Genomic DNA, 13,106 nt, shown 5'->3' on the forward strand with positions numbered 1-13,106 from the left:
AAGGACCATTCAAAATCCTTGGGCTTTTTTGTTGAGTAAACAACACTCAATAATGTAATGAATCACATGGACTTAGAGCCATTTTGCAAGTTTTTGCTGATCCAATACGTTTAATTCAATTTCAGTCAAAGCTACTTCTGCGGCTTGTACTTCAAACTGCATCAACTCATCGCGACGGAAAGCATGTACGGTATAGCTCTTGGCTTGTTTGGCATAAGCTGCCATCAAAGGTATCGTAGCCTTTAAGCCATCAATCGCCACAATCACATCCAATGCTGAAAGCCCTGCTTGTACAGCACTGCCCTCACGACGCGCTTGTTGAATCAGAAGACCCTCAGGCTTTTCTAACAGCTTTAAGCCAAATGGCAGGTTCTTATTGTCTTTGGGCGTATAGCTCAAACCAAACTCTGGCAGTAACTGTGCCAATGGCAATTCATCAGTATGGTTGATTAAAAAGCCTAAACGATCCGACCAGTCTTGACCTGTTAACTGTTTGCACAGCTCATACATAGTTTGTGTGTTGACCTGAATCCCTTGTTGCGCATTGCGATACAACAAACCCATCAGTGCATCTAAACTGGAACCATGACTACGTAAACCTAAGTCCAAACACAGCGCAACCAATGCACCCTTGTTGTAATAACTGGTACCTGCGTTGTTGGAGTTTTCATCTTGGCGATAAAATTTAATCCACGCATCAAAACTCGATTCCGCCACGCTTTGAATAAAACGCCCCGGATTTTGTAAATAACGGTCGATTTGTGCTTTGAGCAAAGTGACATAAGCACCTTGTGAAATCACACCACTGCGATACAGAATCAGGTCGTCATAATAAGAGGTAATCCCCTCAAATACCCAAAGCAATGAGGTATAACTTTCTTTATGCAAATCATAATTGACGAAATTTTCAGGTCGAATAAATTTGACCAACCATGAATGAAAGTATTCGTGACTACATAGGCCCAAGAAACGCTGATAATCAGCAGAAGGTTCAGCCGGCTCATTCCATTTTGGTAAATCATCGCGTGGAGTAATTAAGCTGGTACTGTTGGGATGTTCAAGTCCACCATAGCTATTCCCCGTTGCCATGGTCATAAAGGTATAGTCTTTAAATGGTGCTGAACCAAACAGTTCAATTTCAGTGCGGCAGATTTTTTCGATATCTTGCTGCATCCGTTCAGCATTCATTGCATGCTGACCTGAAACGACAAACTGATGCGGAATACCCGCCACCTCAAACGCAAACCGACTTTGTACCGCCAATTCAAAAGGACTATCAATCAACTGCATATAATCATTGGCTTTTAAGGTATGACGTCCTTTGACCAAACTTTTTGCAGCAAGCCCGGTTGCCAATTGAAAATGCTGTAGCTCTTCAGGCAAGAATACTTCGAGTTCAACTGCTTTATCATTCTGATTTTCAAGCCCTAAACACACGCAGGCCGGATTGACATAGAGTCGGGTTTGATCAACGTAAGCACCACGAACCGAAAGATCATAGGCATAGACATCGTATTCAACCGTGATCAGTTCGTGATCCGTATTAAATAAGCGCCATTTATTTTTTTCGATTTTCTGAATCTCTAAACGTCGTCCAGCCTCATCATAGGCTTTAACGGCTTCGATGTGCTTCGCAAACTCTCGCACCAAATAACTTCCAGGGATCCAAGTTGGCAACCACAACACTTGAGTTGGGTCAGCCAAAAAACGCAGGGTGACATGGATAAGATGCTGGCGATAATCGTCAAACTCGATCTGATAATGCAACATAATTTATATTCGAAACGCTCTAATGACAGTTGCCATCTAGATTAGCATTTTTTTACAAAGTCAGGCGTTATTCGTCGCAATTGACAGCAGTTCTCACTAGCTAAGCGTTGAAAAAAAGCATAGCATGCCCTTTGTTTTTATATTACGTAATGGCCAAAAGATTGGCTGAGAAAGGATACCCCGTTGAGAATTTTCACTTCTATCTTTGTACTGTACAGCCTGTTATTTTCCACATTCGCGTTTGCAGGTTTATTAAATATCAATCCAAGTACAGTTGAAGCAGAATCTTGGACTATTTTAGACAGCCAATCCGGTCAAACAATTGCTGAACACAATAGCCATGCACAACGCGCCCCTGCCTCACTCACTAAAATGATGGTGGCCTATATCGCCATCAAAGAAATCAACGCAGGTCGGCTCAATAAAAATGAAATTCTGACAGCAACGGCAGTGGTCAACACGGTGCAATCCGATGAATCACAAATGTATTTAAAGCCCGGTGAACAGATTCCGATTGATCAGTTATTGGCTGGTTTAATTGTGATGTCTGCCAACGATGCCGCGGTCAGTTTGGCTGAGCGAATTTCTGGCAGTGTGCCAGCCTTTGTGGCACGTATGAATCAAGAAGCGCAAGCCCTTGGCATGAAAGATACCCACTTCACCAATCCCGCAGGCATTACCATGCCAGACCACCTCTCCTCTGCTGCTGATATGGCGCGCCTTGGACAAGTAGTTGCACTAGAAACCCCAGAATATCTCCATTACTCCAAACAACCGAGTTTTAGCTATGGTCCGCATTTTCACGAAGCGACCAACTTAATTCTAAAGCTCGATCCAAGTGTTGATGGCTTGAAAACAGGATTTACCAAGGCGGCTGGCTATAATCTGGCACTTACTGCACATCGCCCTTCCAATTTAACTGAAAGCCCAGAGCGCCGGATCGTGGTGGTGGTCATGGGAACCAAGTCGGCACATAAACGCGCAGAAGTCGCGCATAAACTGATGAACTTGGCTTATGCCTATACCCGTGATGAGGTTGCACTGCATGGTAAACAATTAATTGCCGAGCTCCCTGTAATTAATGCCACCAGCAAACTGTTTAAAGTTGAAGCACCAACGCCGCAAATCGTAACGACCAGCCTTTATACAGCTCAAAATCCGATTGACCTCAATACCTTTGACCAAACCACACAACGGATCATGCTTCCAGACACCGCAGGTGCACTCAGTCCTGTTCTTCCACTAGAGCAAACTTCAACCAAGCTCAATGTTGAACTGCTACAGCAAAGCCTCACTGCACCCGTTGCAGGTCTGATGCATTTAGCCAAAGTAAATGTTTATCAAAACAATGAGTTCCTACAAAGCTTCGATATTTCAAATAGTGTGCATATTGAGCAAGCGACCTGGTATCAACGCTTTTGGATGTGGCTGCAAAATATTTTCCCATTTTTAGCTTAAACAGATCGTTCTTTTTTTTATAAGCAATATCAATAACTAACAATAACAAAGTGTGATGATGTGACCAATAGCATCATCACACGCTTTATGATTAAACCGATTATTTTAAGAAAAATGCACAATAGCTGTTGAATAACATTGATTTTATAAATACCGCCCCAATCAATCAAAAAAATGGCATAAAGCTGTGAAAGTGCATTTTTTTAGTAATTTTAGTCTACAAAAATCGCTTTTCACTTTATGATATAGCCCTTAAAACATTGAATGGATCAATACAATGACTGATGCAACTGCAATTGCAAATGATCACGTGGTTTCTTTCCACTACACACTAACAAATGCTGAAGGTGAAACCCTTGACCAATCTCAAGGTGAACCACTTGCTTACTTGCATGGCGCAGGAAATATTATCCCAGGTTTAGAAAAAGCTTTAGAAGGCAAAAACCTAGGCGATAAATTTACTGTAAACGTTTCAGCTGCTGATGGTTATGGCGAATACAACCCTGATTTAGTTCAGGAAGTACCTGCTCAAATGTTCCAAGGCGTTGACAACATCGAAGCTGGCATGCAGTTCCAAGCACAAACTGATGATGGCGTACAAATCGTAACCGTTAAAGCAATCGAAGGTGAAAACATCATCGTTGATGCTAACTTCCCACTTGCTGGTCAAGACCTGACTTTTGAAGTTGAAATCGTTGAAATTCGCGATGCTTCTGCTGAAGAACTTGAGCACGGTCATGTACACGGTGCTGGTGGTCATCACCACTAAGATACCTCGTATCTTGGTCGTTTAGAGCTGAATCTGTCGAGCTTTAAGCTTCAATACAGACTTCAGTCTTTAAACAACGAAAATAGGCCCGATCCATTTGGATTTGGGTCTATTTTTTTGCTTTGTGAATATTAAATATAATCAAAGCATTGCTTAATCTTCGCGTTCAAATACAATAATGATTCTTATTTACTTTATTGATGTTTTTTCATTGGGGACTTTTATGAAAAAAATGCTTTTACTTGGTGCTTTACTCAGTTCAACGACTTTCGCACATGAACCTTATGTAGCCCCATTGGCCTATGTCACTGAAAACTCACAGACACCTGTACTTTCAGGCTATGCTGAAAATGCCCTCAGCAGCGAATACGCACTGAAAGACATCGTATTTACCGTGATGAGTCCGAGTCAAAAAAGCAGCAGCATTAGCCCAGAATCTAATTTAAAATCGACCACTGTTTTTGATTTGGCACTGCCTGAAGATGGGACTTATCAAATTTCTGCAACCGTTGGCTATCCATTAAAATACGCACAGCACGACAAGCAATGGAAACCGGTCTACGATGCCACCGCTGAAAAAGCAGGTCCTTTAGCCGACCGTGATTACTTGATTCCAAGTGATTTTAAAAAGATGAAAGTTGAAAATGTTGTCCGTGAATGGAGCATTGAAAGCTATGTATCTAAAAATAAAACGTCTGCCATTACACAAAAAATTGCAGCACCGTTGAGCATCAGCTTCTCAGCTCACCCAAATGAAATCAAAGCTGCCACTGCAACCAACATTTTGGTGATGAAAGATCAAAAAGTCTTGAAAAATGCAGAAGTGAATATTCTTGCGCAAGGTGCTACTGAAGATCAAGCAACGCAATTTGTGACCAATGCTGAAGGAATTGCTGAAGTCCAGTTCCCAACCGCAGGTCAATACTTGGTTGAAGTCACTGAAACCCATGATTTTAAAAAGAAACCTGTGAATCAGTACTACACCATTGTTTCACTAAATGTAAATCCTTAAAACATGCCCTTGTCCCCTCACGCTACATAGGTATCTACACATCTTTTGATATGCTGTTTACGATCCAAAGAAATCCCTCCCGACCTCCCTTTGCTAAAGGGAGGGGCGTTGTGTAGCCTATACTAGGCTTTGAATTCCCAAAAAAGTCCCCCTCTTTGGAAAAGATGAGCCATATATGGCGTAAGAGGGGAGATTGGGGATTTCTGAAATACAATGAAATTTGTATTCAGTCCTAAATTCAAAATCTAAACAGGACTTAAATACCGTGTATTAAGCTCAAATAGATTACATATTTCGACTAAATACATTTCTTAAATATTTGTGTAGATCCCTATGCCTCACGCTGAGGGGTCACTCGAACAAGAAGGAGTAAGCCATTAATATTTATAATTTATCTACAAAGACTTAAGCTTAAATTTTGTTTGGCCTGTAATTCATATTTTTCTTGGAAATATGCAGTTTGATAAAGTGGTTGCATTGCGTAAAAATAACGTAGAACAGCTGCCCTTTTCTCTTTATAAACAATTGCTTCAACCCAATGATATTCCTGTTGAATCTGAGTCTCATATTCAGCGAAACGCGATGGCGAACTAGCCAAAATCGCCAAATCAATATCCAATAAAAAATTCAGATCCGTATCCGTACTCGGTTGATGCTGCTGCGTCGCTTCGATCCAAGCGGCAATTTTTTCAAGCACTGCCACGGGTACAAAGTCATGGCAACACTGCTGCATAAAAACAGCACTTTGGGCTTCGTTGTCTGAGGCTTTAGGGTCATAGACCACATCATGGAACCAAATGGCGAGTTCCACTGCAAACGGGTCACTTAATTGGGCTTTGACTTGATGAAAAAGGTCTAAGCATTCAACAATATGCTGTACCGTATGATAATGACGCTGTGGCTCTAAATATGCTTGTGCTAACTGAGTGTAGCACTGCTGTGCGCGCTGTGAATCGAGTTGATACCGCTGTTGAAACTGCGCCCAATGCTGCTTAAATTGTTGAATATATTGCGACATTGGGCGAACTCCAAACTAGGCGATTCATCGTGAACTAAATAATGGCTTAAAACGTTGATTTTAAACGCGGTTAAGCTTGCTCATCACGCTTAAATACCAGTTCAGTTGTAGATGAGTTTTCGCTATCAAAATAATAACCATCAGTATTAAAGGCTTTTAAATCATCTGCCTGTTCAATTTTATGTTCAATCATATAGCGCGCCATCAAACCGCGGGCTTTTTTAGCGTAAAAACTAATGATTTTATATTTGCCATTTTTCTGATCCAAGAAGACCGGCTTGATAATATCGGCCTGAACCTGCTTTTCTTGCACCGATTTATAATACTCATCCGAAGCCAGATTCAATAATATTTTAGAACCGGCTTGCTCAAGGTCTTGGTTAATCAGTTGAGTAATCCGAGTACCCCAAAATTCATAGAGGTTATGACCACGACTATTTTTGAGCTTGGTACCCATTTCCAAGCGATACGGCATCATCAAATCTAAAGGGCGCAATAAACCATAAAGCCCAGATAGCATACGTAAGTGCTGTTGTGCAAAGTGAATATCTGGGTCGGATAAATGATAAGCATCTAAACCAGTATAAACATCACCCTTGAATGCAAAGATGGCTTGGCGTGCATTGGAGAAATCAAATTCGCTTTGCCAATCGTTAAAACGCCCGACATTTAACTGTGCAATTTTTTCACTGACCTGCATCAAACTGGCAATTTCAGAAGCAGATAATACTTTTGCGACTTCAATCAGTTGCTGTGACTGGTCAAGCAGTCTGGCTTGGGTATATTGATCGGTTGGCAGTGCAGTTTGGTAATCCAAAGTTTTTGCAGGAGAGATTAAAGCAAGCATCACTATTCTTTTTCAAAATTCATTGCAAACTACTATAGCAGCAGCACTATTTGAATACCAATTCATGATTTTGATGCTGTTAATCGTTAGAATAGCGCTTTACATCAATTTCAACGAGTAACGGTATGACAGACACCATTTTTCTAGAAAGCCCTGTTGGCAAAATGGAAATTTATGTCGACTACCCTCTGGGTGAATACACAGGTTTTGCCTTGGTTTGTCATCCGCACCCACTGGTCGGTGGCACACCACAACATAAAGTGCCCACCCTACTTGCGCAACTCTTGCTTGAACAAGGCTGTATCGTCTATCGACCGAATTTCCGTGGCGTTGGTCAAACGGCTGGTGTACATGATGATGGCTTTGGTGAAACAGAAGATATGCTCAATCTGATTGAGCAACTCCAGCAACGCCATAGAGGCTTGCCATTTTATGCCGCAGGTTTTAGCTTTGGTGCGCATGTCCTAGCAAATTGCCAAGCACGACTCAGCGCGGAACATAAACCCAGACAAATGATTTTATGTGGCCTTCCCACTGCCGATGTTGCTGGCTTAAGATGTTATGACACTCCAGCGATTCAAGCTGATTTATTACTGATTCATGGCGAACTTGATGACGTGACCTTACTGTCTGATCTGATGCTTTGGGCACGCCCACAACGCCATTTGATTACCGTGCTTCCGGGTGCCAATCATTATTTTACCGGCTACCTTAATCAACTGCGTTTGGCTATTTCTCGGTTTTTAGTGGTGCGTACTGCCAAGTTATAGCTAAACTGAGGTGATTAATTTAAAATCCACCTCAATCCTTAGCTCTTATAAATCAGGCCTGTGCTTCAGCCTGCGCAAAAATAAAATTAAATACAATATAAGCCGCTAACTTGGCGGTTTTATTGTCGATATCGTATGTTGGATTGCATTCGGCCAAATCGAGCAGACGGATTTTGCCACTACGTTGTAAATGCTGAAAAATCGCCTCAAAGGTGGTTAGATCAACCCCTTTCACGGCGGGTGCGCTTACCCCAGGTGCCAATGCAGAAGTGAATACATCTAAGTCAATGGTGACATAGAGATCGTCTATTTTTGCCATAAATTGGTCAATACGATCCAGCACGGCAGGCAGGTTGGCCATAGTGACTTCATGGTCATACAGATAATCACAGGCTAAGGCATCGGCAGTATCAAATAGCACTTTGGTATTCGAGTGTTTCCCTACCCCAAGACACATATAATTAAATGTTTTGCCGTGCTGCTGCATTACCTCTGCCGCTTGTAGAAACGGGGTGCCTGAACTTGGACGCGGTGCTTGGCGCAAATCAAAATGCGCATCAAAGTTGATAATGCCCAAGCGACGTTCTGGGTGCTGCGCATGCAAATATTTGAATAAGCCACTAAAACTGGCAAAGCCAACTTCATGCCCACCACCAAGCACAATTGGCATCATCTTTCTTTGCAGACTCAGATCAATCATCTCTGCCAATTCAAATTGCGCTTGCTCCAGTTGATCATCAATACAAATTACATTGCCCAGATCGATCATTTCAACCGGTTGATGTACGGGTAAATTTGCCAATTGTGCCCGAATTGCATCAGGCCCTGCGGCCGCACCAATACGACCCAAATTACGTTTTACCCCGGCATCCGAGCAAAAGCCCATCAGTGCATACGTCGCTTGGCGTGATTGATTGATTATATTGTGAATGCGTAGGTGCGCCTCACCTTCACCATCGTTACGGCCTTGCCATTGAAAAGCTTGATTGGGCATAAAGATTATCCTATGAGATGTGATGCCAGCACGACAGTATTGCGTCACAACACGGTCATAGCAGATCAGCTTTTAAATTAAAATGTCAGTTCTTGTGCATGGTGAATGACGCGTTTATTTAAATCACCGCCTAGCCAATACATAATTTCAGCAGGATGTTCAATATCCCATGCCACGAAATCAGCGACTTTACCCACAGCCAAACTACCATGGCTGTCTGCAAGCCCCAAGGCCTGTGCTGCATGTAGGGTCGCGCCTGCCAAAGCCTGTTCTGGGGTTAAGCCAAAAAGCGTACAGCCCATATTCAGCATTAATCGCAGTGATAGCACTGGCGATGTCCCTGGATTTAAATCGGTTGATAATGCAATGGGTACACCATGTTTAAGCAAGCTTTGAATCGGAGGATATTGGGTTTCTTTTAACATAAAGAAAGCACCCGGCAATATCACCGCAACAGTATTTGAAGCCGCCATCGCCAACACATCATCCTCGCTCATAAACTCTAAATGATCGGCAGATAAGGCATGATAATGTGCTGCTAAACTTGACCCGCCCAGTGCAGACAATTGTTCTGCATGCAGTTTAATCGGTAGGCCTAAGCGTTTCGCGGTTTGAAAAACACGCTCAACCTGTGCTGGACTAAATGCAAGATATTCGCAGAATGCATCAACAGCATCGATTAGCTGTTCGGCATGCAAGCTCGGCAACATGATGTCGCAGACATGATCGATGTATTCATCTGCGCGATCTTGATATTCAGGGGGTAAAGCGTGAGCTGCCAAACACGTGCTTTTTACGGTAAGCGGAAGTTGCGCTGCAATTTCACGAATCACCCTTAACATTTTACGTTCATTGGCTAAATCAAGGCCATAACCCGATTTAATCTCAATACAGGTCACGCCTTCACGGCGTAGATGTTCAATTCGCTTGAGTGCCAATGCCAAAAGCTCAGCTTCGCTTGCTGCACGAGTAGCTTTAACAGTACTGACAATACCCCCGCCCTGCGCTGCAATTTCTGCATAGCTGACACCATTTAAGCGCTGTTCAAACTCGCGGCTGCGATTCCCCCCAAAAACACTATGGGTATGACAGTCGATTAGGCCAGGTGTTACCCAAGCCCCCTGCAAATCAATAGATTCGATGCTGCTGTCCACAGCACATTCTGCTTCAGGCCCAATCCACTCAATTAAATGAGCATTGCTTATGATGGCGCCATTTTCAATTATCGAATATTGGCCATTTTGCATGGTCGCGATATGGCAATTGTACCAACGCTTTTTCATTCGCATCTCCTTGTACTGCCTTATGCATACAACATACGGCCGCTTAAAACAGGTATAAATGATAAAAATTAAGCTCCGCACTGGGAGCTTAATTGGTTTTAAAGCTTAGCTTTTGACTTCTACGTTATCTGCGACATCAAGCTTGACTGAGGCTTTTACTGATGCAGGAACTTCTACATTTTCACTCGATTGATCGTCATCAGCATCGTTTTGCTGCTTCGGCTCAACCCAAATCTTATAAGCAATAGTCAATATGACTAGCCATACAATGCCGACATAAATCGCAGGACGTGATGCTGGGAAGTACGCCATCATCGCCAAAATGAATACCATAAAGGCAATTGTAATTGCGGGTGCATACGGCCAACCAATAATTGGAAAACCCAGTTCTTTTACTTCTTGCGGAGACATCTGACGACGCATTGCCACCTGCGCAAGTAAGATCATTAACCAGACCCAAACTGTCGCAAAAGTTGCAATCGATGCAATGATCAGGAATACATCTTTAGGAATCAAATAATTCAACAGTACACCAACCATCAATACTGCAACCATCATGACCACAGTCATCCACGGCACACCATTTCTGGTCAACTTTTGGAACACTTTCGGTGCCTGACCACGGGTCGACATCCCAAATAACATCCGTCCTGCACCGAATACATCACTGTTAATCGCAGATACCGCAGCGGTAATCACCACAATGTTCAAAATATTGGCAGCTGATGAAATACCTAGATTTTCAAAAATCTGTACAAATGGACTGCCTTGGGTACCAATTTGGTTCCATGGGAAAATCGACATTAAGACAAAGATGGTTAACACATAAAATAATAAGATACGTACCGGTACTGCATTAATCGCTTTAGGAATTGATTTTTTCGGCTCTGCAGATTCACCTGCAGTGATCCCAATAATTTCAATACCACCAAAAGCAAACACCACAACGGTTAATGATGCAATCAAGCCACCAATCCCATTTGGCATAAAGCCGCCATGTTCCCAAAGGTTGGCAATACCTGGAACAAAGTCCTGATGTCCACCATTAAAACCATAGAACATTAAACCAAAGCCACCCACAATCATCGCGACAATAGCTGTCACTTTAATAATCGATAACCAAAATTCGAGTTCGCCAAAGACCTTAACGTGAATCAAGTTAATCGCGCCTAAGAACATGATTAATGACATGATCCAAATCCAGCGTGGCACATCCGGATACCATAGCCCCATGTACAAACCAAATGCAGTCACATCAGCAAGTGCCACAATGATCATTTCAAACACATAAGTCCAGCCGGTGGTAAACCCCGCCAGAGGGCCAATATACTGTGATGCGTAATGGCTGAAAGACCCAGAAACTGGGTTACGAACAGCCATCTCCCCCAAAGCTCGCATCACAATATAAATCGCGATACCGGCAAAAAGATAAGCCAGTATGACTGAAGGTCCAGCAAGTTGTATGGCTGCAGCAGATCCATAGAACAATCCTGTTCCAATCGCTGAGCCTAATGCTAAGAACCGTATATGACGGGTATTTAACCCGCGCGATAATGTGGAGTTTTCTGACATTATAATTCTCCATTCCCTGAAGTTATTTAATAAGGCGGCCATTCTACGTGGCCGCTAACATCTCAGTGACGTTTAGTTGGATTTTGCGCTAGGCAATATATCTGCAAGCACGAGTTCACTCAAGCAACGACTGTTCAATAAATTACTGGCCTGTTCAATATCCGGTGCAAAGAAACGGTCTTCACTATAGTAAGGCACTTGATCACGAAGGATTTTTCGTGCCTGCTCCAGTTTCGGTGAGCTTTTTAAGCCTTCACGGAAATCTAAGCCCTGACATGCACCAAGCCATTCAACAGCAAGCACACCACGAACATTGTCTGCCATTGGCCACAAACGTTTGCCCGCATTCGGAGCCATAGACACATGGTCTTCTTGGTTGGCAGATGTCGGTAGACTGTCAACACTGTGTGGATGCGCCAAAGCTTTATTGTCACTCGCCAATGCAGCTGCAGTCACTTGTGCAATCATAAAGCCAGAGTTCACCCCACCATTGGCAACCAAGAAGGGTGGCAATTGTGACATGTGACGGTCCATCATCATTGAAATACGACGTTCCGAAAGTGATCCAATTTCCGCAATCGCCAAGGCCAGATTATCCGCTGCCATCGCCACAGGCTCAGCATGGAAGTTACCGCCTGAAATCACATCACCTTCCGCAGCAAAAACCAATGGATTATCAGAAACGGCATTTGATTCAATTTCGAGGACTTCAGCAGCTTGACGAATTTGGGTCAAACACGCACCCATCACTTGCGGTTGGCAACGCAATGAGTACGGGTCTTGCACTTTGCTACAGTCTTGATGTGAGTCAGCAACTTCACTGTGCTCAGTCAACAAATCACGGTAAATTGCAGCACTGTCAATTTGACCTTTTTGACCACGGACTGCATGTACACGAGCATCAAATGGTGCACGTGAACCCAACATCGCTTCAACACTTAAACTGCCGCAAACACTGGCTGCAGCAAATAAGTCTTCGGCTTCAAACAAACCACGTAATGCATAAGCAGTTGAAACTTGAGTACCATTTAACAGTGCTAAGCCTTCTTTTGCAGCCAATGAAATTGGTTCTAAGCCTGCAATTTTTAACGCTTCAACAGCGGGTAACCATTTGCCGTTATGACGCGCTTGGCTTTCGCCCAATAATATAAGCGACATGTGTGCCAACGGTGCTAAGTCACCTGATGCGCCCACTGAGCCTTTTAATGGAATATGTGGATAAACTTCTGCGTTTATAAGCGCGATTAACGCTTCGATGACTTTGACACGGATACCAGAGAAGCCACGTGCCAAACTGTTGACTTTAAGCAACATAATCAGACGAACCATGGCATCATCCAAAGGCTCACCCACGCCCGCAGCATGTGATAAAACCAATGAACGTTGTAGTTGTTCTAAATCTTCTGCTGCAATTTTGGTTGAAGCCAACAAACCAAAACCGGTATTAATACCATAAGCGGTACGACCTTCAGCCACGATACTATTGACACAGTTCACACTGGCTTCAATGGCTGGAATCGCTTGCGGATCAAGCTGAATTTGAATGGGATTAAAATACGCTTGACGTAACTCTGCCAAACTTAACTGTCCTGGTTTTAATATTTTTTGCATCA

Annotated in this window: 11 protein-coding genes; 4 read left to right on the forward strand and 7 right to left on the reverse strand. The window is 43.1% G+C overall.

Annotation, left to right across the window (positions count from 1 at the left end; all coding sequences use genetic code 11):
- Window positions 1-72: 72 nt before the first annotated feature.
- A complete protein-coding gene (locus tag FD716_RS10975) occupies window positions 73-1,770 on the reverse strand; it encodes a M61 family metallopeptidase (RefSeq protein WP_139852374.1) in 1,698 nt (565 codons plus the stop codon).
- A 183-nt stretch (window positions 1,771-1,953) separates the two neighbouring features.
- On the opposite strand from FD716_RS10975, the gene FD716_RS10980 reads away from it, so the two are divergent.
- The 3 genes from FD716_RS10980 to FD716_RS10990 all read left to right on the forward strand — a co-directional run bounded on the left by FD716_RS10980 (window position 1,954) and on the right by FD716_RS10990 (window position 5,009).
- Entirely contained in the window at window positions 1,954-3,228 is a 1,275-nt protein-coding gene (locus tag FD716_RS10980; protein ID WP_139852375.1) for a D-alanyl-D-alanine carboxypeptidase PBP6B, read from the forward strand.
- Between the two features lie 277 nt (window positions 3,229-3,505).
- Window positions 3,506-3,997 (forward strand): FKBP-type peptidyl-prolyl cis-trans isomerase, encoded by a 492-nt coding sequence (locus FD716_RS10985; protein WP_139852376.1) that lies wholly within the window; start codon window positions 3,506-3,508, stop codon window positions 3,995-3,997.
- 223 nt (window positions 3,998-4,220) lie between these two features.
- The gene (locus tag FD716_RS10990) at window positions 4,221-5,009 is read left to right on the forward strand and encodes a DUF4198 domain-containing protein (RefSeq protein ID WP_139852377.1); all 789 of its coding nucleotides are present in this window, start codon (window positions 4,221-4,223) and stop codon (window positions 5,007-5,009) included.
- 391 nt (window positions 5,010-5,400) lie between these two features.
- Here FD716_RS10990 and FD716_RS10995 read toward each other — a convergent pair whose 3' ends face one another.
- Window positions 5,401-6,027, reverse strand: coding sequence for an HD domain-containing protein (locus tag FD716_RS10995; RefSeq protein WP_139852378.1), 627 nt, complete (start codon window positions 6,025-6,027; stop codon window positions 5,401-5,403).
- 70 nt (window positions 6,028-6,097) lie between these two features.
- Complete coding sequence (gene yaaA, locus FD716_RS11000; protein WP_139852379.1) at window positions 6,098-6,874, reverse strand: peroxide stress protein YaaA; 777 nt, start codon at window positions 6,872-6,874, stop codon at window positions 6,098-6,100.
- Between the two features lie 125 nt (window positions 6,875-6,999).
- On the opposite strand from yaaA, the gene FD716_RS11005 reads away from it, so the two are divergent.
- Entirely contained in the window at window positions 7,000-7,644 is a 645-nt protein-coding gene (locus tag FD716_RS11005; protein ID WP_139852380.1) for an alpha/beta hydrolase, read from the forward strand.
- A 52-nt stretch (window positions 7,645-7,696) separates the two neighbouring features.
- Here the strand turns inward: FD716_RS11005 and hutG are convergent, their stop codons facing one another.
- From hutG to hutH, 4 genes are all read right to left on the reverse strand, one after another.
- A complete protein-coding gene (hutG, locus tag FD716_RS11010; protein ID WP_139852381.1) occupies window positions 7,697-8,638 on the reverse strand; it encodes a formimidoylglutamase in 942 nt (313 codons plus the stop codon).
- Window positions 8,639-8,715: 77 nt separating this feature from the next.
- Window positions 8,716-9,921, reverse strand: coding sequence for an imidazolonepropionase (hutI, locus tag FD716_RS11015; RefSeq protein ID WP_139852382.1), 1,206 nt, complete (start codon window positions 9,919-9,921; stop codon window positions 8,716-8,718).
- A gap of 105 nt (window positions 9,922-10,026) precedes the next feature.
- A complete protein-coding gene (locus FD716_RS11020) occupies window positions 10,027-11,493 on the reverse strand; it encodes an amino acid permease (RefSeq protein WP_139852383.1) in 1,467 nt (488 codons plus the stop codon).
- Window positions 11,494-11,565: 72 nt separating this feature from the next.
- Complete coding sequence (gene hutH, locus FD716_RS11025) at window positions 11,566-13,104, reverse strand: histidine ammonia-lyase (protein WP_139852384.1); 1,539 nt, start codon at window positions 13,102-13,104, stop codon at window positions 11,566-11,568.
- Between the last annotated feature and the right edge of the window lie 2 nt (window positions 13,105-13,106).

The organism is Acinetobacter pullicarnis, from assembly GCF_006352475.1.
GTDB lineage: Bacteria > Pseudomonadota > Gammaproteobacteria > Pseudomonadales > Moraxellaceae > Acinetobacter > Acinetobacter pullicarnis.

Coding starts and splice junctions, on each gene's coding strand:
- FD716_RS11020 (WP_139852383.1), bottom strand. CDS start 11,493: ATGTCAGAAAACTCCACATTATCGCGCGGGTTAAATACCCGTCATATA.
- FD716_RS10985 (WP_139852376.1), top strand. CDS start 3,506: ATGACTGATGCAACTGCAATTGCAAATGATCACGTGGTTTCTTTCCAC.
- FD716_RS10995 (WP_139852378.1), bottom strand. CDS start 6,027: ATGTCGCAATATATTCAACAATTTAAGCAGCATTGGGCGCAGTTTCAA.
- FD716_RS10990 (WP_139852377.1), top strand. CDS start 4,221: ATGAAAAAAATGCTTTTACTTGGTGCTTTACTCAGTTCAACGACTTTC.
- FD716_RS10975 (WP_139852374.1), bottom strand. CDS start 1,770: ATGTTGCATTATCAGATCGAGTTTGACGATTATCGCCAGCATCTTATC.
- FD716_RS11005 (WP_139852380.1), top strand. CDS start 7,000: ATGACAGACACCATTTTTCTAGAAAGCCCTGTTGGCAAAATGGAAATT.
- yaaA (WP_139852379.1), bottom strand. CDS start 6,874: ATGCTTGCTTTAATCTCTCCTGCAAAAACTTTGGATTACCAAACTGCA.
- hutG (WP_139852381.1), bottom strand. CDS start 8,638: ATGCCCAATCAAGCTTTTCAATGGCAAGGCCGTAACGATGGTGAAGGT.
- hutH (WP_139852384.1), bottom strand. CDS start 13,104: ATGCAAAAAATATTAAAACCAGGACAGTTAAGTTTGGCAGAGTTACGT.
- hutI (WP_139852382.1), bottom strand. CDS start 9,921: ATGAAAAAGCGTTGGTACAATTGCCATATCGCGACCATGCAAAATGGC.